The organism is Candidatus Avelusimicrobium fimicolum, from assembly GCF_021632165.1.
GTDB classification, from domain to species: Bacteria; Elusimicrobiota; Elusimicrobia; order Elusimicrobiales; family Elusimicrobiaceae; genus Avelusimicrobium; species Avelusimicrobium fimicola.
Genome location: NZ_JAJWTS010000003.1, coordinates 56,763 through 81,613, shown reverse-complemented (window position 1 = coordinate 81,613; position 24,851 = coordinate 56,763). Strand labels below are relative to the sequence as shown.

23 protein-coding genes and 1 tRNA gene are annotated in these 24,851 nt (G+C 48.1%); 20 read left to right on the top strand and 4 right to left on the bottom strand.

From position 1 onward, the window contains the following. The first annotated feature begins 81 nt into the window (after positions 1 to 81). Positions 82 to 1,314, top strand: a complete 1,233-nt coding sequence (locus ACQY2K_RS02360) for a hypothetical protein (protein ID WP_428040589.1) — start codon at positions 82 to 84, stop codon at positions 1,312 to 1,314. Positions 1,315 to 1,458: 144 nt separating this feature from the next. Here the strand turns inward: ACQY2K_RS02360 and ACQY2K_RS02355 are convergent, their stop codons facing one another. Next, the gene (locus ACQY2K_RS02355) at positions 1,459 to 1,932 is read right to left on the bottom strand and encodes a transcription elongation factor GreA (protein WP_177748559.1); all 474 of its coding nucleotides are present in this window, start codon (positions 1,930 to 1,932) and stop codon (positions 1,459 to 1,461) included. 91 nt (positions 1,933 to 2,023) lie between these two features. Here ACQY2K_RS02355 and ACQY2K_RS02350 point away from each other — a divergent pair, with 91 nt between their 5' ends. The 8 genes from ACQY2K_RS02350 to ACQY2K_RS02315 all read left to right on the top strand — a co-directional run bounded on the left by ACQY2K_RS02350 (position 2,024) and on the right by ACQY2K_RS02315 (position 10,040). Next, on the top strand, positions 2,024 to 2,785 hold the full coding sequence (locus ACQY2K_RS02350; protein ID WP_428037670.1) for a trypsin-like peptidase domain-containing protein: 762 nt from the start codon (positions 2,024 to 2,026) through the stop codon (positions 2,783 to 2,785). A gap of 102 nt (positions 2,786 to 2,887) precedes the next feature. After that, positions 2,888 to 4,891, top strand: coding sequence for a hypothetical protein (locus ACQY2K_RS02345; protein WP_428040588.1), 2,004 nt, complete (start codon positions 2,888 to 2,890; stop codon positions 4,889 to 4,891). Positions 4,892 to 5,043: 152 nt separating this feature from the next. Then, positions 5,044 to 5,604 (top strand): hypothetical protein, encoded by a 561-nt coding sequence (locus tag ACQY2K_RS02340; protein WP_428039617.1) that lies wholly within the window; start codon positions 5,044 to 5,046, stop codon positions 5,602 to 5,604. Between the two features lie 9 nt (positions 5,605 to 5,613). After that, positions 5,614 to 6,345 (top strand): hypothetical protein, encoded by a 732-nt coding sequence (locus tag ACQY2K_RS02335; RefSeq protein ID WP_428040587.1) that lies wholly within the window; start codon positions 5,614 to 5,616, stop codon positions 6,343 to 6,345. Between the two features lie 8 nt (positions 6,346 to 6,353). Continuing rightward, positions 6,354 to 6,806: a HAMP domain-containing protein gene (locus ACQY2K_RS02330; protein ID WP_177748549.1), complete on the top strand. Its 453-nt coding sequence runs from the start codon at positions 6,354 to 6,356 to the stop codon at positions 6,804 to 6,806. Between the two features lie 12 nt (positions 6,807 to 6,818). Continuing rightward, entirely contained in the window at positions 6,819 to 8,117 is a 1,299-nt protein-coding gene (locus ACQY2K_RS02325; RefSeq protein ID WP_428040586.1) for a TolC family protein, read from the top strand. After that, on the top strand, positions 8,114 to 9,073 hold the full coding sequence (locus ACQY2K_RS02320) for a patatin-like phospholipase family protein (protein ID WP_428040585.1): 960 nt from the start codon (positions 8,114 to 8,116) through the stop codon (positions 9,071 to 9,073). The genes ACQY2K_RS02325 and ACQY2K_RS02320 overlap by 4 nt, the downstream gene beginning before the upstream one ends. After that, entirely contained in the window at positions 9,045 to 10,040 is a 996-nt protein-coding gene (locus ACQY2K_RS02315) for a tetratricopeptide repeat protein (protein WP_428040584.1), read from the top strand. Before ACQY2K_RS02320 ends, ACQY2K_RS02315 begins: the two co-directional genes overlap by 29 nt. A gap of 143 nt (positions 10,041 to 10,183) precedes the next feature. Here ACQY2K_RS02315 and ACQY2K_RS02310 read toward each other — a convergent pair whose 3' ends face one another. Together ACQY2K_RS02310 and ACQY2K_RS02305 are read right to left on the bottom strand one after the other, a co-directional pair. Continuing rightward, positions 10,184 to 11,794: a metallopeptidase TldD-related protein gene (locus ACQY2K_RS02310; protein WP_428040583.1), complete on the bottom strand. Its 1,611-nt coding sequence runs from the start codon at positions 11,792 to 11,794 to the stop codon at positions 10,184 to 10,186. After that, positions 11,791 to 13,497, bottom strand: a complete 1,707-nt coding sequence (locus ACQY2K_RS02305; RefSeq protein WP_428040582.1) for a metallopeptidase TldD-related protein — start codon at positions 13,495 to 13,497, stop codon at positions 11,791 to 11,793. The genes ACQY2K_RS02310 and ACQY2K_RS02305 overlap by 4 nt, the downstream gene beginning before the upstream one ends. Positions 13,498 to 13,577: 80 nt before the next feature. On the opposite strand from ACQY2K_RS02305, the gene ACQY2K_RS02300 reads away from it, so the two are divergent. The 10 genes from ACQY2K_RS02300 (at position 13,578) to ACQY2K_RS02255 (ending at position 22,640) form a co-directional block, all read left to right on the top strand. Next, positions 13,578 to 13,650, top strand: a tRNA-Thr gene (locus ACQY2K_RS02300). A 343-nt stretch (positions 13,651 to 13,993) separates the two neighbouring features. Continuing rightward, positions 13,994 to 14,929, top strand: coding sequence for a TerC family protein (locus ACQY2K_RS02295; protein WP_428040581.1), 936 nt, complete (start codon positions 13,994 to 13,996; stop codon positions 14,927 to 14,929). A gap of 72 nt (positions 14,930 to 15,001) precedes the next feature. Continuing rightward, complete coding sequence (gene rpmB / locus ACQY2K_RS02290; RefSeq protein ID WP_177748535.1) at positions 15,002 to 15,196, top strand: 50S ribosomal protein L28; 195 nt, start codon at positions 15,002 to 15,004, stop codon at positions 15,194 to 15,196. Between the two features lie 78 nt (positions 15,197 to 15,274). Beyond that, entirely contained in the window at positions 15,275 to 17,638 is a 2,364-nt protein-coding gene (bamA, locus tag ACQY2K_RS02285) for an outer membrane protein assembly factor BamA (protein ID WP_428040580.1), read from the top strand. A gap of 7 nt (positions 17,639 to 17,645) precedes the next feature. Further along, the gene (locus tag ACQY2K_RS02280) at positions 17,646 to 18,635 is read left to right on the top strand and encodes a hypothetical protein (RefSeq protein WP_428040579.1); all 990 of its coding nucleotides are present in this window, start codon (positions 17,646 to 17,648) and stop codon (positions 18,633 to 18,635) included. A gap of 10 nt (positions 18,636 to 18,645) precedes the next feature. After that, positions 18,646 to 19,722 carry a UDP-3-O-(3-hydroxymyristoyl)glucosamine N-acyltransferase gene (gene lpxD / locus ACQY2K_RS02275; protein ID WP_428040578.1) on the top strand — a complete coding sequence of 359 codons (1,077 nt, stop codon included), beginning with the start codon at positions 18,646 to 18,648 and terminating at the stop codon, positions 19,720 to 19,722. A gap of 1 nt (position 19,723) precedes the next feature. Next, a complete protein-coding gene (lpxC, locus tag ACQY2K_RS02270) occupies positions 19,724 to 20,548 on the top strand; it encodes a UDP-3-O-acyl-N-acetylglucosamine deacetylase (RefSeq protein ID WP_428039628.1) in 825 nt (274 codons plus the stop codon). Next, entirely contained in the window at positions 20,545 to 21,036 is a 492-nt protein-coding gene (fabZ, locus tag ACQY2K_RS02265) for a 3-hydroxyacyl-ACP dehydratase FabZ (protein ID WP_428040577.1), read from the top strand. Before lpxC ends, fabZ begins: the two co-directional genes overlap by 4 nt. After that, on the top strand, positions 21,029 to 21,823 hold the full coding sequence (gene lpxA, locus ACQY2K_RS02260; protein WP_428037655.1) for an acyl-ACP--UDP-N-acetylglucosamine O-acyltransferase: 795 nt from the start codon (positions 21,029 to 21,031) through the stop codon (positions 21,821 to 21,823). Before fabZ ends, lpxA begins: the two co-directional genes overlap by 8 nt. Beyond that, positions 21,813 to 22,640, top strand: a complete 828-nt coding sequence (locus ACQY2K_RS02255; protein ID WP_428040576.1) for an LpxI family protein — start codon at positions 21,813 to 21,815, stop codon at positions 22,638 to 22,640. Before lpxA ends, ACQY2K_RS02255 begins: the two co-directional genes overlap by 11 nt. Before the next feature lie 3 nt (positions 22,641 to 22,643). Here the strand turns inward: ACQY2K_RS02255 and ACQY2K_RS02250 are convergent, their stop codons facing one another. Continuing rightward, positions 22,644 to 23,321: a type IV pilin protein gene (locus tag ACQY2K_RS02250; RefSeq protein ID WP_428040575.1), complete on the bottom strand. Its 678-nt coding sequence runs from the start codon at positions 23,319 to 23,321 to the stop codon at positions 22,644 to 22,646. A 758-nt stretch (positions 23,322 to 24,079) separates the two neighbouring features. Here ACQY2K_RS02250 and tpiA point away from each other — a divergent pair. Further along, entirely contained in the window at positions 24,080 to 24,838 is a 759-nt protein-coding gene (tpiA, locus tag ACQY2K_RS02245; RefSeq protein WP_428040574.1) for a triose-phosphate isomerase, read from the top strand. Positions 24,839 to 24,851: the final 13 nt, after the last annotated feature.

The window sequence follows — 24,851 nt, the reverse complement described above, 5'->3', positions numbered from 1 at the left end:
ACGGGTCTAGGTCCAAAGGCCCAGGGCTCATTAGGTCCAAAGACTCTTTCGGTGTATCTTAATATTTCTTACACTATAAGTATGAAAAACCTAATGTATGCTTTAATGATAGTCTCCCTCGGGACGACTATGTCCTTTGCCCAAAACGCAGGCAAAGAAATTGCCACTGGCGTAAAAGTTGCCGAAAAAGTGGCTTCCGGAGTCGCTAAAAACGCCTCCAAAGCCGGGATAAAAGTTTCCCCGCGTTTTAAAGGGCCAAAATTGCCTCAAATTTATGTGCCCGCTTTCAACACGACACCCAGTGTAACGCTTTCCGCTGTCAGCCGTGCGCGCATTCCCACGGATGAAAAGGTCGTTTTGAATCAAGTCTACAAAACTACCCAAGAAACCAGACAGGCCTATGCCTTGCTTAATACCTTAATGAAAGACCCGCTCTATTATATTTCCAATGAAGCAGGCCAGAAAAAGGGATTAGAACTTATTGACCAGACCGTTATTAACAAGAGTCTCCGTTCTTCCTTGCGCAGCAGTTTATTATCGCGCGACGTACAGTCCCTGATAGAAAATTTGGTCAATTACTATACATTGACCCACTCCCCGGTTTTAACAACAACCGCAGGTATGACGGATTTGCTTCATTTGGACGGTAAAGAAGCCTTTATAGATACTGCTTTTAACTACTTGCTTATGCACCCCCACAAAGTAAACCGGAAACTGCGCTATATGATGCAAAGTACGCTGGTAACCAACGAAACCAAGGGCGTTATCCAACACTTTATCAATATGCCCAAACCGGCTTCTATGTCTGGTGCGGAAAAAATGGTATTCCGTTCCGCATTGGCTGAGGCTTACACGCAGTATGCCCGCGGCGTACAAGCGGCCAAATCGGCTGAAAGCACCATAGAAACCGTAACGGTTTATGCCCGCACCTTGGCCGAATTACAAGAATTTGTAAAAGCCAACGGACGCTTGCCTAAATGGAACTCTACGGACACCAACGAACTGATGCTCCACAGCCGCACCGAAATCTTAATGCAGGATGGCCACGCGAACCACTTTGAACCGGTTGAAAAAATATCGGCACAAATCAAGGCGTTGCTTGCCCAATACGCTCCGGTCTATCCGTCCGAACCCGAAACATTAAATCAATTAAGATCTTTTATTAACAAGAACCACCGCTTTCCGCAGGCCCGCCCGGGTAATCCCGGCGTATCTGATGAAGAAGCCAACTTGTATGATGCCTTAATGCATTGGCTGATTAAGGGGACCAGTCCTTTCAAATCGGCAATGGATGAAATGGTAAACGGTTTATAATTCTCCTCCCCCGGCCCCAAACCGGGGGTTCTTTTTACCCGCTAACAAAAAACTCCGCAGATCAACCTGTGGAGTTTTTTCCCGAGTAAAAAGCCGCCCGTTACAAAAACGGGCGGCTTGATTATCCACTAGATAACTACAATATTATTTATATTCCAGTTTTACCAATTTGTATTTTTTCGGACCGCGTGGCAAAATGGCTTCAAAGGTTTCCCCTTCTTTTTTGCCCAGCACTCCATTAGCCAAGGGCGACTTAACGGACAAAAGGCCCTTTTCCGGGTTAGACTCCATAGACCCCACCAAAGTATAGGTAAATTCAATATCGGCCGCTTCATCGCGGATCGTTACCGTTGCCCCAATACGGGCTTCGCTTTTATCCACAGTCAAATCGTCCGTAATTTGGGCGTTGCGCAAACGCATTTCCAACTCTTGGATGCGAATCAGCGTTTCGGCCTGTTTTTCCTTGGCTGCGTGGTATTCGGCGTTTTCCTTTAAATCCCCCTGCGCGGCGGCTTCACCGATTTCATTGGAAAGTTCCGCCTTTAAAGTCTTCAAATCTTTCAATTCATTAACCAAAGCCTCATATTTTTTGCGGCTTACATAAAATGCTTCTTCCATACTATAAACTCCTTAACAGATGTCCCTATTAGTGTACTATTTATCCGTTTGCTTTTCAACTTTCCCACCATTTTCTTGCTATAATAAAAATATGAGGAATGCCCTGTTGGCTCTATTTTTTCTGTTTATCTTCGGGGTGCCCGCCCGGGCACAAAACGACCACGTCCGAATCGCTGAGCAAAACGCCCCGGCGATTGTGGCCGTAAATGTCATCAAGGCGGACGGTTCTACCTTTACGGGTACAGGGTTTGTCCTCACCCCGGACGGCTTGGTGGCCACCACGCGCCACGTTACCAAAGATGCCCTTTATATCAATTTGACCTTTAATACAGGTGCCGTATCGGGCGAGGCTGTTCCTGTCGCCCAGGCAGGTAATGTGGATTTGGCCCTGCTGCAAATACACGCCAAAAATTTACCGCACGTTACCGTCGTTCCGTCCGATACAGTTCTCCCCGGCCAAACCATTACGGTCATTGGCAATCCGCGCCGCCTGCAAAATACTATTTCCTCCGGTCTTATCAGCCAAATACGCAAAAAAGCCGACGGGGTTCTTTGGCACCAAATCAGCGCCCCCATTTCCCCCAGTTCCAGCGGCAGCCCTGTTTTTGACCACAACGGCAACGTCATTTCTGTCGTTTTCGGCAGTTACAAGGGAGAAGGAAACCAAAACCTCAATTTTTCCGTTCCCTCTAATTACCTTATCCAACTGGTTAAAGCCGCCGGGCTGCAACTCCCCCCCTCCACCGAGGAAGAAGATGCCCAGACCGCCAAACCAACCCAAACGGATAACCCCGTTTGGGCACACCTCAAAAAGTCGTGGTCTATTTTAATGCGCCTTCTCCACGCAAAATAGCCCTTGAAAAAATCCCGTCAAACGGGTAAACTATTGGTAAGAACCGGCAAAGGCGCGTTACGCGCGGCCCAAACCGGGATATTATTATTTATGGAGCCAGTTATGAAGAAAACCATTGGCAAAATTGTGTTAGTTTTTACCTGTGTGGCGGTCATTGTGTTTTTATTATTACCCTTTTTAGAAACCACCTCCCCCGCCCCGGCAAATGCCCAGGCTTCTGCCTCTGCGCAAAAAGCCACGCCGCAAATTTTTACATCTAACCCTTTAACCGCACTTGTACAGCGTATGGCGCGTTTGCTCCGCCGGAATAATGCAGACTCAAAGGCCCAGACCGCACAAAAGAACGGGGAAACTGCCCAACCTGAACAGTTAGCCGATGCACGCGCCGCCCTTAATAAAACGCCCGCCAATCCAGAAAAGGATGGCGGGGTGGCTACTTCCGGCCGCTACAACTACGGGGATGCCTCTATGCAAACCGAAGACGGCGATTGGGTGCTTATCCGCCAAACCGCCCCCGAAGGTATGGAGCCGGGTATGCACGAGATTAACTCGCAGGAAAACGCTTACGACCGCTATGTAAAGCAAGAACGCGCCGCACGCTTTACCCCCGCTGCCAAGTCCACACGTAAAGAAGATCAACTGCCCGATTCCAAATTGGCGCGGCTGTTTAAACCTATTACCAAATTCTTTGGCTTTAATGATACCAAACAAACCGCGAGCAACCCTGATATCTGGCAGGACGATGCCGAAGCCGCTCTACTGGCTTCTTCCGATGGTATTTCCCGCGGGAACGGCGGGAAATATGCACCCGGCTTTGCCCGCGCACAAATGACAGATTTTGAAGGGCCCTCTTCCAGCGCCGCTGCCAATAGTCCCGCACCCCAACCGACACAAGACGATATGGTGCGCGCCATTTCGTTCTTAATGCCGGACGAAGCCTTGGCGAAAATGGCAGACGATACCGCTGATGCCCTTTACCCAACCCCCAAAACTGCGGACGAAAAGGAACAAAAGGCCCAATTTATTAGGGATTTTTACGCCAAACACAAAGACCAAATTATTGCCCAAATAAACGGCTTAATTGCGGCTGATGCCGAGGGAAAACAGCCCGTGGACCAAGTGGCCAATATTTTGGATAACTTAGAACAAGGTTCTTGTAATGAAAATGGACCTTCCCCGGCCGCCGTGCAAACCGCTTGCGACCCGAACCCCAGTCCGCAAAAAACGGCCCAGCAAGTAGCAGATGCCCGCGCGCAAAACGCCCAAAATTTCTACCAAGAAACAGGCTTCGCTATGCCGCCCCTGCCAGTTACCTTTGTGGCGGGCCAAGTAAATGCCAATGCTGATTCTTATCCGGCCACCCCAACCGATGACCAGCAGGACCAAACCTTGCAGGAGCAAACCAAGGAGATTTACGCCTTTATGGTGCAGCATAACCAATGCGGCGAGGGCAACTGCTTTTGGGTAGCCAACAGCGTGCAAAACACACGGGATTTAACGAATATCGTCCAAGCCGCCAATCTGACGTTTAAGGGCGACCCGCTGGGTAAATACAACCAAATTAAACAGCAGTTTATCCAAGAGAAAATACAGGAAATGGGAGACAACGCGGACCCACGCGAAATTCAAGCCCTACAAGAACAAGTGCAGCGCGCCGCGCCGCCTTACATCGTGTATTCGGATAAAGACCTTGTCAAAGTGCAAGAAAAGAACCGCCAGGTATCCAAAGAAGCCGTCAATAAGGGTTTGCCGCCAACGGACCTTAACGTAATGTACATTACGTCCGCCGCTGATGGGCAAGCCGTCAGCCAAGCATTGGGCGCCTCCGATATGCCGCCTTATTTCGGCTACAATGCAAACGGCGACATTTTGGAAAAGGGCTCCTTAGCAGAGTCTTCTTCCGAACTGACCGGGGACTTCATCCGTGCCGTCAAATTCGGCAAGGGTATCCTCCAACAAATGAACAAGGAAACCTCGCAGGAAATTTTGGAACCTGCCGTCAGCGCAGCCGCGCAGGAAATGCGCGAAGCCGCAGAAAAACAAAAAAAAGATTTTAACCAAAAAAGTGCCGCCCGGGCAAGACAAACGCGGTCCGGCCGCAAATAATCTCAAAAAGCCCCTCTTTTTACGGGGGGCTTTTTATTTTCCCCTATTTGGTGAATTGTGGTTTATTTTCCCCTAAAAAACGGGTATAATTTCTTATATTGGTTTCACGCGCGCCCGTACGCGGGAGAACTTATTTATCAGGAGCCCGATTTATGAAAAAATTAGTAAGTCTTTTGCTCATTTGCTGTGTAGCCTTTGCCGCGGCCGGATGCCGCCATAAAAAAGAATCCCCTTATAATCGCACCGACGACAAACAGGATTACGAACGCTTGCTCAATACGCACGTTTTTGCGGCTTGCCAAAACATTATGAAGCCCTACGCACTCTACTCGCTCGCTACGCTTAACAAACGTCCTACGGAAAAAGATCCGCATTATAAAATTACCTTTGTAAACGGTCCCTGCAAGGGGAAAGTGCTATTTACCAAAGATGTAATTTTAAAAACCGAACCGTTGGAAGGCGGAGCCATTACCAAGGGAACCGTTGTGTTGCGCAATTATTGGAACCCGTCTGACCCATACAACCAGGAAAAAACAGACCGTTGGCATAAGGCGGTCGTCAGCAGTACGGCCCGTATGGATAAAGGTATTATTGATTTGGAATTTCCGCGCGACAAGAACGACTTTATGCCCGCACGCGAAGGAGCGTACTTACACAATGTACGTTTTATCACGCAGCCTGAAATTAAAGACGTCCGCACTTTCTTATTTTAGAGGATAACTATGAAATTAAAACAATTAGCCATACTTGCCGTTTGCTTATTTGCCCCGCTCTTTGTCCGGGCCGCCCAAGGGGACCCTATTTCCTTGGAAACCTTGATTTTAGATGTTCCCACCGCCGAAGTGTTTGACCGTTACCAGGCCTCTTTTTTAACGCGCGCTTACGACCACGGAACGGTAATGGAAACCATTGATTTTGGGGTCTATCCCCGCATTAACATTGGGCTTAGCATTGCCTCGCACGAACTGTTAGGTTCGTCCTCTTCCGTGCGCGTGCTGGACCCGGACTTCCAAGTAAAATGGAAAATTTACGACGGAAATTTATATTTACCCGCTATTGCTATCGGCTACGACGGCCGCCGCTATGGTTACGGTTATGACGAACACCGCAAGTATGCGAAAACGAAAAAATTTTTAGATGACCGCAAAGGCGGCTATTTAACTCTTACGCGCGAAATTATTATTCCCGGTTTAAACGCCACCGCCGGGCTTAACTTCTCCGATTTTGAGTGGGATGAACTCTATTGGTTTATGGGCACATTCTATAAACTGGGCGACAAAATCGGTTTAATGGCCGAGTGGGACAATCTGCGCAATATCCGCGATTCCCGCTTAAACCTGGGCGCACGCTTTTACCTGCACCCCTCCTTGGCCTTGGACGGCGCTGTACGCCGCGTAGGCCGCGGGGATGAAAGCGAACGCATTTTACAACTGCGCTATGTAACCACCTTTTAGGGGATTTTATGAACACCGCTCCACAACCGCCGCAGTTTAAACGCCGCACGATTTTTATCAAAAAAAATCTGCAAATCCGCTATATGATGCTTATTATTTTAAGCGTGCTGTGCGGCCTTGCGATTATGACGTTTGAACTGACGGCCACGTTGGACGAACTGTTTGATAACTACCCGGTTTTAATGCAGCCGCTGTATGACCAATTTCTGCCCTTAGCGGCGGGTTTTGCCTATAAAATTGCCATTTATTTATTACTTGTTATCATTATTTCCGCTATTTTATCACACAAAATGGCCGGGCCGGTTTACCGCATTGAGCAAACCTGTAAGGATATTGCCAAAGGGGATTTTTCCCAGCGGGTACGCTTGCGCCAGGGCGACCAATTCACCGAATTACAAGACGAATTTAACAAAATGATGGACCGCGTAGAAGCGGAAATTAATAAAAACAAACAGCAGTAACCCGGGGGTAGTATGAAAAAAATCTTAATGATGGCGGCCCTTTGCCTTTTGGCTCAGGCCGCTTTTGCACAAAAGGAATACGGACTAACTTTTTCCAGTTTGGTTAATGATAACCTGACGTTGGAAAACGCTATCCGTCTGGGCTTGGAAAACAATTCCAAGTTTTTGGCGGCCAAACAAGAAATTATCATCGCAGAACAAAAAGTAACCGAAGCCAAGTTCCGCTATTTGCCGCAATTTTCACTGCAAGGCACCGCCACCTGGTACGACTTGGATTATCCTATGGTCCTGCCCGATGCCGTGGCTAACCGCTTTCTGCCGGGCAACGGCTACTATGGCGACAAAGACCAATTCTACGGGGTGGGTATTACCGCTACCCAATATCTTTATTCCGGCGGACGCATCCGCAGCACCCTGCGCTTTGCACAGGCCAATTTAAAACAAGTCCAAAGCCGCTACGAGTCTGTTAAAAATGCGGTGGTGCTGGACATTAAAAAATCTTTTGCGTCTCTTTTATATGCCCAGCAAAATGCCCAACTGACCCAACGCGTTTGGGAATTGGCGCAAAAATGGAACACTTCCGCCAATAGCAACCTTTGGGCTAAAATGCGTATGCAAAATGCCTTATCCCAACTGCAAAGCGCGCAAAAACAGGCCGAAAACAATTTAAAACAGGCAAATTTGGCAATGCTCGTCAGCCTGAATAAAGAACTCAATGCCCGCGTTACGATTCGCGGAGAATTTTCTCCGGTTAAAACCGATTGGGACTTGCCGCACCTCACTTTATGGGCGATGGAATTCCGTCCCGAATTAAAGGCCGCCATTTATGCTTTGGAAACGGACGACATCGCCATTGACCTGGCCTTATCCCGCCGCTACCCGGACGTCATTTTAAACGCTTCGTACGAAAAATTAGGGGCCAACACTTTGGAGGACCAAAACAGACAAATTTCGTTGGCTGTCCGCTTGCCGATTTCTTATAATTTTTCCACACAAGTTACCGAAAAGAAAGCCCAACAGCAAAAAAGTTCTTTAAGCCGCGCCGCGATTGAAGATACCATCCGCGTACAGGTGGCTGAAAACTTTGAGAAAATGTCCTTTTGGCAACAGGAAGTATTGGACCGCCAAACCGCTTACCGCGAAATGGATGCCCTGTTAAAACAATCCCCCCGCCAGCCCCAACACGGCGCCGAAGCCCTGGAAGCCTTGCAGGCTTACCTGCAAACGGCCCAACGCTACTTACAGGCGGTTAAAGAAAACCAATTCGCCAAAGCCGAGTTGGAGTGGGCTATCGGCCAGGATTTACAATGATGCGCCGGTTCAAGCAGGCCGCCGCAGTGCTCTTGTGCCTGCTGTCCGCGGGGACGGCATTTGCCATAGAGCGCGAAACCGATGACGTTATTTTGCGCCATTTTTTATGGGATAAATTTACCGCCCTGCCAAAAAACGAACGCCCCAAAATAGGGGTGGCTTTATCGGCGGGGGGCGTGCGCGGTTTTGCCCATGTCGGAGTATTGGAAGCCCTCAATAATGCCCAAGTGCCGGTGGATATGATTTCGGGTACGTCTATGGGTTCGGTGGTGGGGTCTCTCTATGCGGCAGGGCTCCCGACCGAAAAACTGTGGACTATCGGCGAGCATATGACAATGGACAAAATAACGTCCGACTTCAACGTAATCGGCCTATTTCGCTTATTATTCGCCAAACGGCTGCCCACTTCTTCCAACCTGGTTAATTTCTTTCACGAACAAGTAGGTGATATGCGGTTTGAAGATATGCAAATTCCGTTCTCCTGCGCGGCAATGGATATTAAAACCGGAGAGCGTGTGGTATTTGATTCAGGCCCCTTGGCTATTGCGGTGCGCGCCAGTATGAACCTGCCGGGTATCTTTGCCCCGGTGCAATACCGCCACCGCGAACTGGTGGACGGCGCCGTAGTAGATTATTTGCCGGTAGAATCGGTTAAATCTATGGGGGCGGACTACATTATTGCCTCCATCACGCCACCTGATTTTTATTCCGATACGCCTAAGTCTATTGCCGCCTACTTACTGCGCGTAGGAGATGTGCGCGGTGCCGCGATGATTGAGGAATCGGCCCACAAGGCGAACTTTGTCATTACTAACCGCGTATTGGACGTTGGAACCTTAGAACTTGATAAATTACACAAAGCGGGCGAAGTAGGCTTGCAGGAAGCCAACCGCCATATGGGGGAAATGCAGGAGAATATCCTGCTTTTTGCGTTGCCTTATGTACTTAAACCGTAAATTTTTATTATCTTTTTTATTTGCCGCCCTGTGCTTGGGAGGTTGCTCTACCGCCCAAACGGGATTTTTGGGGATGGCCCCGCGCGGAGACAGGCAAGATTATATCCACGCGCGTGATTTGTACAACGAAGGCCATTATACCGAGGCCGTAGCGGAATTGTCCGACTATATTTACAAAACCAAAAACGTCAAACGCCGCGAGGCCCGCGCCTACCGCTTATTAGGAAAAAGTTACGAGCAACTGGGCAATTTAAGCAAGGCATTGGATATTTACTTGGAAGCCTTGGAATTCCACCCGGACAATGTCCCCTTGCTTTTGGCGGCCGCCAGTCTCTACCAAAGGACAGAACTTACCAACCGCTCTATGGACTTGTATAACCAAGTGTTGCAGAGGGAGCCGAACAATTTAGAGGCCCTTACGGGGCAGGCCGTCAACTACAACACCTTGGGCTTCTATTCCAAAGCACGCTATTACTACGACCGTTTTTTTGCCTTAAACCCGCAGGCCGCACCGAAATACCGCGCCCGCTATGCCAACACTTTTTTGAGCCAAAGCAACTACCAAGAAGCCTTTATCCATATTACAATGGCGTTGATGCAAGACAATTCTTCGCCCGATTTTTGGCTGGTAAGCGCCAAGGCTGCCCGCGGGCTTCAACTCTACCATAAAGCATTAGAGGATATTAACGCGGCCCTGTTTCTGGCACCCAAACGGGAAGATTTGCTGGCCAACAAAGCCCTATGGCAAAATGAAGCCGGGCAATACAAAGAGTCTATCCAAACCGCCAAGGAAATCCTAAAAATATCGCCTAAAAACCAACTGGCCTTTTTTATTTTGGCAATGGATGAATATAACACCGGAAACCCCAAAAGTGCCCGCCGCCATATGCAAGCCGTAAAAGCGCAAAACCCCGAAACCTTTATCGGGCGGGTAGCCAGCAAACTGCTTGCGGATAATCCCTTGTAAAACCGCTGCGGTATATCCGGTTGATGAGATAACAGCCCCCAGATTTCCGCCTGCAATTATCGGGAATATTTCCTATTTTAAAGCACAATCCCCCAGTATCTCGTCCTGGGGGGATTGTTTTAACGCATAACGGGATTCGCACACTACGGACGTGCAATAAACGGTTTCCTGTCCGGGCGGCGGTCGCTGGGCAAGAGTTCAATTTCATCTACAAGCAGCGCAGGCGTAATCACATTAGAATAAACATCACTCTCGTCCCCGGCGGCTAAAATATCCCGCAGGGCACGGGTCGTCAGGTTGGACACCTCCAACCCGGTTACGGGTTCTTTCCGTCCGTCCGCCGTATAGATACGCTGCACCATCGTCCCGGTTCCGCCCATATTCGGCACAATATAGCAGTAATCAAGTTCTAACTCTTTGCAGCGCGCAAGCAGTTTGGCTTCCAATTCTTTTTCGCTCAAAGGGTTCTTCGGCTCCACCACCACCGTTGTCAGCCTTTCGCGGGGGTATGAATTTAGGAAGAAGGCGTGCCCGTTGCTCTTTTCTCCTTTTTTAACGGAACGGCGGGAAGAGGGCAACTGCACCAGTTTACCGCCGGACACAAGCGTTAAATCCTGCGTGGCTACGCCCTCGTCATCCACCGGGGCAAAGTTAGGCAATCGGCGGCCTTTAAACTCGCGCAAGTGCGGTCTGTCGTACACGTCCGCCACCATAGACATTACGCGCATTCCTACTTTATTACGCAGTTCCCCCGCTTCGGGGTCGTCTTCAAACGCGGCAGAAAGCAAAGGCTTATTTTTTTCTACACCCCGCACCAAAAGGCCCATAAAACTCCCGGCGGCATCTTTTGTAAACAGCACCGGCCCCAAATAAGCCGTGCCTTTTTGCGCTTGGTAATGCTGCTTAATTTTCTCTAAAAATTTATCCGTTTTTTCTTGCAACCGTTTTTCATTATCCGTGGCGTTCCAAAACGATAAAGGCAGCCACTCGCTTTCAGTATCTTTATACCCGTTTTTGGTGCGCAAAACGGCGTTCCAATAGACATTGCCCGCCGGATAGAAAGTTTGATAAAACCCGCCGTCGCTGTTTAGATAATAAGTCCCGGTTTGGTAAAATTGGGCAGACACCTCTAACTTTTCCACATATGGCAAGTCTTTCCCTTGTGAGGACAACTTATTTACCACTTCCTGCCAAACCTGCATATCCGGGTATGGCAACGGGTTAAGTTCTTCCACATACGAAGATTGCGCAGCCGGAGCAAAGTCGGGCGTTTTTTCGTTTAACAAGTTCTTTTTGCGTTTATAGGCTTGTTTTTCTTTATACACTTCGTTGACTTTGACAAACTCCGTATTGGTAGCACCCCATAAACCTTGCCGGATACCGTCATATCCATTGGGCATAATACTTGTATTAGTAGGGGCATAAGGCTCCCACCGGCTATTACGATCAAAACCTAAACTATCGTGTTGGCGGGACCCTACATCCACCAAAACATCTGCCAATACAAAATTGCCAAAAGAGAAAACAGGCAAGGGGCTTCCCATAGAGGCCGAAACGCTATATCCGCCCAAATCTCTCGTCAATTTATAGGCCACATAAAAGGGCTTTTGTCCGTCCTTTTCTTTGGTGCGCAGTTCCTTTACGGTACGTTTCATTTCGTCCTGCATGGCGCGGAAGTACATATTATCCGGCAACTGACCTGCGGCAACCGGCATCGTGATAAATAAAGCAACAACAAATAGCAATTTCTTCATTTGGAGACTCCTTTATGCAAAGAATACGGCGGAGGCAACAAGGGTGGCTTTTCCGTGCTTTTTTGCTTCTTTTCCATTTCCATTGATTCTAACAGCACACTGGGAGCAATGGCCGATACCGGCACCCAGCCGGATTCAGCGCCGCACGAACCATTAAACACCTGGTAATCGTCCGCGGCGGCAAGCACTTTATTAAAACTTACCTGCGGTGTGCCCACCATATCCAATCCGCGCACAACTTCTTTACGTCCGTCCGGATATACGCGGTACATCAATGTCGGTTCCAACTTGAAGGCTTGCGGGTTGTAAGTGGCCGTCATTGTAAAGCCGCCGGATAAATCTTCAATCATAAAACCGTACGGTTTGTTTTGGCGTTTAATTTCCTGCAAGAACTTTTTTTCCAATTCATCATAAGTAACGGTCTGCTCGGCAAGCGCACGCGTAACAGCCATACGGGCTACCGGCCGAAAGTAATGGTTTCCGCGGCCGTGCCCGTTGGAAGCCGGGAAATTTTTAATCGGGCTGCTGCTCATTAAAAAGTTTTTGAGCACGCCTTTTTCCACTAGCGTAACCGGGCGGGACTTTACACCTTCATCATCATATTCGTAAAAACCGCGCATCACTTCTCCGTTAAAATACGATAAAGTGGCATCATCTATAATTGTTAAGATGGGAGAAACCACCTGCTGGCCGATTTTATCTGTAAAAGTACGTCCAAAATCTTCCATTTTTTGGCGGTGGCCTTCCATACGGTGCCCTAATATCTCGTGCACGAAAACAGCCATCGCGCGGCCTTTTAAAAGGGTCGGGGCTTCAAAAGGGTCTCCCTCGGGCGCATTAATCAGTTGCTCTAATTCTTCAATGGACTTGCGGGTATCGGCTAGTAACTTTTCCTCGCTCGGAAGTTCTTCGGGGAGCAAAACATTATAGTCATTAAATCGGGATACTTCTTGTCCGTTTTCCGTTTTGCCCGATACTACATACGACAAGCGGACCTCTTGGTGCGGAGTTTTTAACTGCGTACCGCGGGAATCTACAAAATAGCGGTAGCCCACTTCCCGCTCAAAAGAAAAATTGGAGGCTAAAATGAATTTTTTCCCCTTGGTAAGCGTAGAGGCTTTGACTAACATCGCCTTGATTTTATCATAGTCAAATGTAGCAAATTCAGCCGTACGGCAAAAGCGCTCCACAGGAGGATAAGCAAAATCCGGGGAATCGTCAAAGCGTGCGGGGGCCGTTAATTTTTCGGCCTTTACGCCGTCCAAGTCTTCCTGCGCTTTTTTTACAGCCGCATCCGTCGCACGCCACAGAGCCGTAGAAAAAGCCTTTCCGTCGCCCTCGGCAGCCGGCATATCTTCCTTCGTGAGTCTGTCACTTACAGAACTCATCACCGTCAAACGCCGGGTATTATCCAACGCAGGTGAGCCAACACGGGGAAATACGGTTACACTGGCGAGCGAACGACCATAGTATTCCCGCGCCACGCTCCCCTCGGATACCTTTATATCCGAAAGGTCGTTGGTATAATACTGGTAGGACAAGTAATACAGGGGCGGATTTTGCTTTTGAAAGGTTTTGAACCCGCGTTTTATTTCCGCTGACATTAATTTTATGGGAAGTTCGTCAGCAATTTTGCAGTTATTCTGGGCAAAGGCGGACAACCCGAATAACAGGGAAAGAGATAACACGATTGTTTTTTTCATAAATTCTCCTATGCGTTTATTTTATCATATACCTGTTGGATACAAGCAAAAAAAATGATAAGATATATTATCCGTAAAACGCCGAGATAGCTCAACTGGCAGAGCAACGGTTTTGTAAACCGTAGGTTGTGGGTTCGACTCCCATTCTCGGCTTATTTTTTCGTCTTTTTTTCCGTTTATGCCGCGAAAGCAGGCCAACTGCTTTGCTTGCGTTGGGAGGCGAAGCCCGGAGCGATGTTTTTGTTTGTACACCTAACAGTTCCGCTGTGTGCAAGGCAAAAACCGGGAGGGCCGGTCCGAAGGCATTTTACGTCAGTAAAATGACCGCAGGAGACTTCCCTTCCCGGCTTATTGTTATACACTCACTTCCTAGGTCGCAGTCGGGCGGCTGTTGCTTGTTCGGGTGTTGCCCCGCGTTTTCAGCCGTACCCGCATAAGCATATCCCCATAAATTGCTATAATTTTTATTATTCTTAAACTATATTTTGGAGAAATAATGGAACCTGTAACGACTACTGTATCCGTTGCTATGTGGATTGCCTTTTGGGTAATTGTACTGGCAGCATTGTTCATTGATTTAGCCGTGTTAAATAAACATCACGGCAAAGTAAGTATGAAGGAAGCAGCCTTAATGGTTTGCGCGTGGGTATCGCTTGCGCTTCTTTTTGGCGGGGCAATTTGGTTGGTGGAAGGCCCGCGCCACGCACTGGAATTTTACACAGGCTATGTGTTGGAATATTCTCTGTCCGTAGATAATATGTTTGTGTTCATTATGATTTTCGGTTATTTTGCTATTCCGCACAACTTACAACCCAAAGCCCTTTTGTGGGGTATTTTGGGGGCAGTTATCTTGCGCTTTTTGTTTATTTTTCTGGGCGTACAGTTAATTTCGCTCTTTTCTTGGACGATTTATGTTTTCGGGGCCTTGCTTATCTTTACGGCGGCCAAAATGCTGTTGCAGAAGGAAGATGATAATTTTGACCCCAGCCAATCTTTTATTTTAAAACTTCTTAGAAAAGTTATGCCCATCAAAACCGATTACCACGGCGAAAATTTCTTTGTGCTGGAAGCGGGCAAACGTATGGCCACCCCGCTATTGGCGGCCGTTATGGTGATTGAAATGTCCGACCTGATTTTTGCGGTGGATTCTATTCCGGCAGTTTTGTCCATTACGCAGGATACTTTTTTGGTATATTCGTCCAACATTTTTGCCATTATCGGTTTGCGCTCGCTGTACTTTTTGCTTTCCGGTATGGCAGGCAAATTCCCGTATCTCAAATACGGCATTTCCGTTATTTTATTCTTTGTAGGTGTCAAAATGCTCCTGTCGCATTTTCTCCCTATCCCGATTGTGGCTTCGCTAGGGGTAATCGTAGGGATTTTGGCACTGTCTGTTTTGGCCAGCAAAATCTTTCCGCCCAAAGCGGCCTAGGGCTAGACAGAACGGCCTTTATTTACTAGAATATAAGAGCGAAATTTAATTCAGTTATCAAGGAAGGAACCTATGGCGTATAAATGTGCAGTGTGTGGCAAAACCCCGGTTTCCGGCGGTTCTTACAGCCACTCCAATATGAGAACCAAAAGAAGTTTTAAACCGAACCTCCAAAAGCAGAAAGTAGTGCTTGAAGGCAAAACGCAAACTGCCTATGTTTGCACTGGCTGCATCAAGAGCGGTTTGGCGAAAAGACCTACCAAATAATCCAATTTTTTGGAAAAACCAGCCCGTGCTTTCCTATGAGTGCGGGCTTTTTTATTAAAAAACAGACCTGAGGACCACATGACATTTTCCAAACGCTGGGCAGTTTTGTTACTCACCGCATTGACGGCTTTTTCGTACGCGCGCGCGGAAGATGCCGACACCCAAGAATTAGACCCCAACGGGCCGTGGATGATTTGCAGCATAGAGGCTGACGGGTTAAAAAACATCCGCAAAAAAACCATTACCAAAACAGGACACGCTAAAAAAGGCGAACTGTACGAACGTTACACCGTTTCCGACGATATACGCGATATTTCCGCCTTAGGCGCATTTGACAGCGTGGAAATAGATATTTCCCCCGTTTCCGGCACACGGAAGGAAAAAAACGGATCCGAACTTTATCCTTGCCACCGCTTGACCTACATTGTCAAGGAAAAACCGATTTTTGACCGCTTGACCTACGAAGGGCGCAAACACCTGGGCAAGGGCGCCATTACACAAGCAATGACGCTTAAACTAAAAGACCCCTTCAACGAGGCGAAATTACAGGCGGATTTGGACCGCATTAAAGCCAAGTATGCCGAAAAGGGATATGTCAACGCGCAAATTACCTACGAACTGACTACCGACGAAAAATTGGGCGTAGTGTCTGTGAAACTCCTCATCCGCGAGGGCGAGCGCGTGCGAGTGAAAGACGTTACCATTAATGGCAGCGGCGAACTGCCGTCGGAAAAAATTTTGAAAAAAGCCTCCAACCGCCCCGGCAAGGTCTTTAAACCGCAAAATTTACAGCGCGACTGGGTAAAAATGATGCTCTTCGGCCGCAATAAAGGGTACAGCGAATTTACCCTTTCCGAGCCGAAAGTACAACTAAATGACGACAAAACCGAAGCCGCTATTTCCTACGATTTAACGGAGGGCGAAAAGGTGGACTTTGGCACCGTTTCTTTTGCGGGAAACAATGTTTTTACACCCGAAGAACTTAAAAAACAAGTATTCTTCCGCGAGGGGCATCTCTATAACCAAAAAGATTTTGACGATACCATTACCGCTATCCAAGAACAATACGCAGACAAAGGCTATCTGCAAGCGCGCGTCAACCCCGTAAAAAATATTGAAAACGGCAAACTCAATTTGACCTTTGATATTGCCGAAGGCCGCATTTTTTACATTGATAACGTAGATGTTACCGGCTATGAACATACAAAAAAATACGTTTTTACGCGCGAACTTTCCATCCACCCGGGCGATTTGTACGATAATGCAAAAATTAAACGCAGCCAGACCAAAATTATGAATTTGGGCTTTATTAACGACGTGCAGATAGATTTGCAGCCCACTGCCGACCCGCAAAAAGTAGATTTAGGATTTAACGTCGTAGAAGGGCGACCGGGTATGTTTACGGCAGGCCTCGCGATGAGTTCTATGGACGGCTTGTACGGAGAACTCTCTATCAACCATATGAACCTGTTTGGCCGCGCCCAACGGTTATCCTTACGCACAATGTTCGGTAAAGAAATTTTAGATTATACCGTCAGTTGGTCCACCCCGTGGATTTATGACAAGCCCACCTCGCTGGGTGTGGATTTATTCAACACCCGCCGCTACCGCTCGTTCTCCGATGAAAACCAGGCCTATACGGAAAAACGTATCGGCGGACGGGTAAAAGTCGGTCCGCGTTTTAATGATGATATTTACCAGTTGTCCTTTGGTTATTCGTTTGAAAACATTGATATTTACGATATTGACCAACGCTTCATTTGCACGCCGGGCAAAAAACCGGGCGAGTGCATTGAAAAAGGCAAAACCAATCTTTCCACCCTCAGCGCGGATTTCGCCGTAGATACCCGCGACAATATGTGGGACCCCACGCAGGGCTGGCGCAACTCCTTGGGCCTGGCCTTGGCGGGCGGCCCGATTGGCGGAGACCTGGATTTGTGGTACTTAAATGCCCGCTCCATTTTCAACTACACGGTTCTTAACGTAGGCGGGAATTACCCGATTGTATTTGTGCTGTCCAATAAATTCGGCTCTGTGCAGGCCTATGGGCGCACCACGGAAGTACCGCCTTATGAAAAATTCTTCTTGGGCGGCGCGGATACGATTCGCGGGTACGAACGCGCGGGCGAAATCGGCCCCGATTTCGGCGGCGATATGTACTATGTATTAAATGCCGAGTTGCGCTTCCCGATTGCGCGCGAAGGCAGACGAAATATGGCTCAATTTGCCTTCTTCTTTGATATGGGCAACTCGTGGAACAAATTTAGCGAGTTGGACTTTTCCTTAGGGCCGGACCGAAACCAATTTAAAGCGGGGGTAGGGGTAGGGTTACGCTTTACTACGCCGTCGTTGCCTATCCGTATTGACTGGGGCTACGGTTTGAATCATGGCCCGAACCAAGACAGGTCGCATTTCTATTTCAATATTTCCAATATGATGTAAGGAGTGTATGAAAAAAGTTTGGCTGTTTCTACTGGTTTCTTGTCTGGCAGGACTTCTCCAAGCGCAAAACGCACCGGAGAAAGAGCCTGCTTTGACGGATAAAGAAGCCGCCGCCGTGGCCTCTATCTTAGCCAAATCCGCACAAGAAACCGCCCAACCGGCCCCGGCCTCCGACAACATTATTCTGCCGGAGGAAACCAAGAGCGAAGCCTTTGCGCAAGCCGATACACACACGGGAACCAATGCCCCCGAACCGCCAATGACCGCCGAGCAAATGGCAGCCGCCGCCGATAAAGAAGCCCCTCTCTCCCCCTCCGTACAGGACGAGCCGGCAGAGGAACAGCCCAAAGAAATGCAAAAATGCTTAACGGTGGCCTTTATTGATATTGACGAGGCCTTTAACGAACATCCGCGCACGATTGCCGTTAAAGAGCAAATCCGTTTAAAAATTTTATCCAAAGAAAACGAAGTGCAAGGCGCGCGGCAGTTAATAAATGTTTTGACCGCCGAAAACGACCGTTTAGCGGCACAGTTGCGCGAGTTAAAACCGTTTTATGAACGTATTGTGGTGGAACCCACAAAATTACAGCCGCAGATTCAAGAAAGTGCGGACTCTCTGGTATTGGGCAACTTGTTAAACCGCCTGACTTTTTCGGGTGCGGAAATTTTATCCACCAGCCCCTTAAACTCGCCAGCGGAACTGGACGATTTGACGGCGCGTATTGCTTCCAATAAAAAAATTATTGCGGAGCGCGGCTTTTTTATTGATAATTATAAATATACCACGCGCGAAGAAATTTTAAAGTTGGAAAAGAAAGAAGTAAACGCAATTTTGCAAGACATTTACACGGAAATAAAATCCTTCGCCAAAAAGCGTAATATCGGTGCAGTGGTCCGCAAAGACGAAATTTTATACGGAGACCGCCCGGTAAACGTTACCAAGGATTTTATCTCCCGCCTGAAAAAGGCAAAAAAATACCGCCAACGCGGAAAGTAGAGGTTTTTATATGTTGAAATTAACCGTAGCCGAAGCGGCTAAGATTACCGGGACACAAGACGTTTCCAAGCCGGATACCGCCATTACCGCCCTTTGTTCGCTGGAAGAAGCACACGAAGGCGGACTTTGTTATTTAACTTCTTTGGAAAAAGCAGACTTGTTGAAAGACTTAAAAGCCTCCGCCCTTATCGTGCCCGAAAGTGCCCAAGGACAGGATATTCCTTTCAACGGGGCGCTTTTGTATGCTAAAAATCCCGAGTGGGCCTTTATTCTTTTAATGAAATATGCCGATGCACAAAAACAAAAACACACCTCCGGCATCCACCCCACCGCCGTTATCAGCGGGTCGGCCAAACTGGGGGCAAATGTTTCTGTCGGGGCTTATACCGTTATTGAGGACGGTGCGCAAATCGGCGACAATACCGTTATTTTCCCGCAATGTTACATTGGCAAAAATGTATCCGTCGGCAAGAACTGCTACATTTACCCGCAGGTCGTTATCCGCGAGGAGTGCATACTGAAAGATTACGTTATTTTGCAGGCCGGGGCTAAAATCGGCTCGGACGGTTTCGGGTTTACATTTCACGACGGACGCCACCAAAAAATTCCGCAAATCGGCAATGTGGTTTTGGGCAACGATGTAGAAGTGCAGTCCAATACCTGCATTGACCGCGCCAAAATTTCCAGCACGGTCATTGGCGACAATACAAAAATTGATAACCTCGTCCAAATCGGGCACAACGTACACGTGGGGATGAGCAGTATTATGTGCGCCCAAGTCGGGGTGGCCGGCACAACGGAAATCGGCAACGGGGTCATTTTGGCAGGCCAAGTGGGTCTGGCCGGACATATGTCCATCGGCGACCGCGCCCAGGTCGGCGCACAATCCGGCGTAATGACATCTATTCCCGCCGGACAAACCTATTTCGGCTATCCGGCTATGCCCCAACGCGAGGCCTTCAAATTGCAGGCTATTTTGCGCAAACTGCCCGAAATGCACAAGGAATTTAGAACTTTTAAAAAGCAGTTGGAAGAAACCAAAAACTTATCGTTTTTCGGAAAACTAAAAAAATTATTAGGATTATAATATGAGAAAAACCCTTTCTGCCACCGCCGTTGTAACAGGCAACGGCTTACACACGGGCGTACCCGCCACACTTACGTTTAAGCCCGCAGACAACGGCATTACCTTTTTACGCACCGATATCCCCGGTGCCAAACCCATTGCCGCCTTGGCCCAAAACGTCAGTTCCACCTTACGCGGTACCAATTTAAAAAACGAAACTGCCGAGGTGTGGACAGTGGAACACGTTATGTCTGCCTTGCACGCTTTGGGGCTGACAGACGTTACCGTAGAAATGGACGGCCCGGAGCCGCCGGTAACCGACGGAGCAAGCGACGTATATGTAGAGGCCCTTTTAAAAGCGGGCTTAAAGGATTTGCCCGCCGAACAACCGCTGTTAAACATTAAGCAAAAAATCACTTATACAAGCGGACGTATTGCCTACTCGGCAGAGCCAGCAGATAAATTAACTTTTACCTTTGTCTTTTTGCACAAACACCCGTTGGTCAGCCACCAAGAATTTACTTTGGAATTTACACCGGACAATTATATCCAAGAAATTGCCCGCGCACGCACCTTCGGCTTTGAAGAAGAACTGGCCTTTTTAAAGGCGCACGGTCTGGCAAAAGGCGGAAATTTGGAAAATGCCGTCATTGTCGGCAAAGATAAATTTATCAACGAACTGCGCTACCCGGACGAACTTGTCCGCCACAAAATTTTGGATATGGTTGGCGACCTGTGTTTAACCGGGCGCAAACTGCCGCCGCTTAAAATTACCTGCACCTGCGGCGGGCATAAACACAACGTAATTTTCGCCAAGATTCTCTTGGCCAATTCGGAGGACAAATGAGCGTTAAATCCGCTAGTTTAAAGGACTTTTTAACACTTCCCGCCGTAGATGTTTACGACCGGGAACGCATTAAAAAGAATATTCCGCACCGCGAGCCTTTCCTGCTTGTGGATGAAGTAAAAGTATTGGAAGAAAAAAAGAAATATCTCGGCAAGCACTTTGTACGCCCCGACGAGTATTACTTTAAAGGACACTTTCCCGCCAAACCGGTTATGCCGGGTGTATTGGTAGTGGAAAGTATGTCCCAAGCGTTTGGCGGGGCCATGATGGGCTATATTACGCAAGGAAAAGGCGGACTGCCGCTCTTTTTAAGCATTGAAAATGCCAAATTCCGCGGGATGGTACAACCCGGCGATACGCTGGAAATGCCGATTGAAATCTTGCGTCTGGGCAAAATTTCCAAAATCTATGCAGAAGCCTACGTCAACGGCAAACTGTGCACGCAGGCCACCCTTAATTTTATTCTAGGAGAAATTCCCAATGTCTAACATACACCCTACGGCGGTAATTGATCCCTCCGCCCAAATTGACCCCTCTACCCATATTGGGCCCTACACCGTCATTGGCAAGGGCGTTATCATCGGTAAAAATAACAAAATCGGTCCGTTCTGCGTAATTGAAAATACAACGATGGGCGACGGCAACGATATTATTGCCAGTGCCTTTATCGGTGTAAAACCGCAAGATTTATCTTATAAAGATGAACCGACCCGCGTGCAAATGGGGGATTTCAACCAAATCCGCGAGTGCGTAACCATCCACCGCTCCACAAACCTGGAAAAACCGACCACTATCGGCAATTACTGCCTGTTAATGGCTAACTCCCACGTTGCGCACGATTGCCGCCTGGGCGACCACATTATCGTAGCCAACAGCACGGGAATTGCGGGACACGTCCAAGTAGAGGACCGCGTGGTAATGTCCGGTATGGTGGGAATCCACCAGTTTGTCCGCGTGGGCACAATGGCTATGCTCTCCGGCGGGGCAATGCTTCCGCTGGATATTCCGCCCTACTGTATTGCCCAAGGCCAGCGCGCCCGCTTGGTCGGGTTGAATCTTGTCGGGATGCGCCGCGGAGGCCTTTCGCGCGAAACCATTATGGAAATCAAACGTGCCTATAAAGCCTTGTTCCGAAGCGGCAAACGCCTGCAAGATGCTATGGCGGAATTGGAAGCCACCCACCCCTGCAAGGAAGTACAGCATATCATTGATTTTTGCAAAACTTCCCCGCGCGGTGTAGCCACAGCCAAAACCAAACTGCACGATGATGACTAATAAAATAGGTCTTATCGCCGGCGAAGGGAAAATGCCCGTTTACATTGCCCAAAAAGCAACATCAAAGGGCTATGAAGTCTATGTAGCCGGTGCAAAAGGCAACGCCAAAGAAAACGATTATAAAACCTGCGCCAAAGTGTTCCGGGCTTTCCGCCTGGGACAGTTGGGCGCGGGCATCCGTTTTTTTAAAGAACACGGCGTAACCCGCGTGATTATGGCCGGCCGCGTACAGCACACCTCTATTTTTACTAATTTAATGCCTGATTTACGCGGGGCAAAGTTTTTGGCTTCCTTAAAGAATATGCAAACCAAAAATATCCTCTCCCGCGTAATGGACGAATTTAAAAAGGACGGCATTGAATTTGAACACTCGGCCCTGTTTTTAGAAGATTTTATGCCACAAAAAGGCGTTTTGTCCGCCAGAAAACCAACCGCGGAGGAACAACAAGCGGCGGAATTTGGTTATAAAACCGCCAAAGCCATTGCGGCGCTGGATATTGGGCTTACCTGCGTGGTCAGCCAAAATGCCGTAATCGCTGTGGAAGGGATGGAAGGTACGGACCGCTGTATTTTGCGCGCGGGCGAACTGTACCGCGAGTCTGCCGAGAAAAAATCGTCCGTAGCGGTGGTGAAAGTGGCCCGCCCCAACCAAGACAACCGCTTTGACTTGCCCGTTATCGGCAAAGGAACGCTGGAAAGCCTGCACAAGGCGGGAATTTCCGTATTGGCCTTTGAAGCCGAAAAAACCCTTGTTTTAGATTTAGAGGACGTTATTGCCCTGGCCGACAAATATAAAATCTGCTTAATGGCGGTATAAGGCTTACAGCCAATACCGCCCGTTTTCTGGCTTAGCCCCCAACGAGGCACAAAAAGTAGCAAAACGTGGGCCAATAGAGGAACACTCCCGTTTTCCGGCGTACATTGGAGAATGGTCTAGCCATTGAACAAAGCGTACCGAAGGAGTCCAATTACCCCATTTAGTGTTACCGGGGGTATAAATACCTACCACATTTTGTTCTGTATAATTAAACATATCTATAAAAAATTCTCCGCAAACGGCTACTGTACTATCCCCCATTAAGTAACAGCCTTGTGGCAAGGTTAAATCCGTTTCATCTATCCTAGAAGGATAATTTCCATTGGCCAAATAATATACTTCCATAGCATTGGCAATAGGTTTTACCACGGCTTGTAACTGAGTATAATGTGCTTTATCCACTGCTTTATTATATTGTGGTAAAGCCACCGCCGCCAAAATACCAATAATGAGCACAACAACTAATAGTTCAATTAAGGTAAAACCTCCTGTTGCCGTGCGGCCACTTGTTGTTAAACCGTCATCCCGTCGTGTATTTATACGGGGGCTGTCGTTATTATTGTTGTCATTCCCGAGTGTCGTAGTCGGGAATCTGCTGTTCGCCGTTGCGGTTCTCTTACAAAACGACAGATCCCCGACAGAACCCTTCGGGGATGACACCATAGAAGTAAATCCTTTCATTTTTTTCTCCTTTTTAAAACCTTTATATTTGAGCAAAACAGTCTTTTATACGCGTTTTTACACAACGAATACATCCGGGTATACCCACTGCGAATTATCAAAATTTTAACAAAAAAAAAAAACGAAACAACCCCTTTACAATAAGTCCTGCGGACGGCTTACCTTTTTCCCCTCTTTTGATTAATGGAGCCATACTTTTTTGCAATGTCGCAAACCAACGAAACATCATCAATAAAAACTACATTGTTTAGTCGTCATCCCCGAGGAATTGAGTCGGGGATCTGTCGTTTTGTAAGAGAACCGCAACGGCAAAAACAGATTCCCGAACCCTGCGGGCCGCCCCACACTCGGAAATGACCTCCGCGGCAAACGACAGATCCCGTATAAAGACACTACGGAACAAAACAACAAAAAAGGCCGTTATAAAAATTGGGGGTCATTCTGAACTTGTTTCAGAATCTACATCTTGGGCAGTTCGTTGTTGTCTAAAAAGGCATACTGGAAGGTCTCTGTCCAGGATGACGACAACTACAATACAAAAGACAAACTATCCACCTGAAACCTATATAATAGACCCTCACAGAAACTCTACGGGGTACCGCCTAGCGGTATGGACGGCAATTCAGGCGGGCCATTAATTTAGCCGCAACTAATTCCGCCGCCCCTTTTCATTTCGCTTTCTTTATGATAGTATTTAATAGGAAGTTTCTCTCCCAACGCGGGAGAGCGTTCTATTTTGTATTTAAAGAGGAATTAAAATGACCGAAAGAACACCTATCATTGCCGGAAACTGGAAGATGCACAATACGCTCGCGGAATCTGCCGCCCTTATTACTGCTCTTACCAAAGCCGGGAATAAAAACCACGTTGAAATTATCGTTGCGCCGTCTTATACGTCGCTCGCCAAAGTGGCGGAACTCGCCAACGGGTCCGAAATTAAAGTAGCCGCACAAGATGTACATTGGGAAGATAAAGGCGCCTTTACAAGTGCCGTTTCCCCTGTACAAGCCAAAGATGCCGGTGCTACCCATACCTTAATCGGCCACAGCGAACGCAGAAGCGTTTTCGGCGATACTGACGAAATTTTGAACAAAAAAGTAGCCGCCGCCTTGCGCCACGGCTTGACCGTTATCTTCTGCGTAGGCGAAACACTAGAACAACGCGAAGCCGGCAAAACTCTTTCCGTCATTGAAGAACAACTCAAAAACGGCTTAAACGGCTTTACCGAAGAACAATTAAAAGGTCTTATTATCGCCTATGAACCCGTTTGGGCTATCGGCACGGGCAAAACCGCCACGCCGGACCAAGCGCAAGAAGTACACGCCGCCATCCGCGCCTATTTGGGCAAAGCCTACTCTGCCGCGTTTTCCGGTGCCACCCGCATTTTGTACGGCGGCAGCGTAAAAGATACTAACGTGGACGAAATTATGGCCAAACAAGATGTGGACGGCGCCTTGGTGGGCGGTCAGTCTTTGGTCGCGGAAAAATTCGCCCGCATTATCAACTACAATAAATAATATTTAAAAGGGG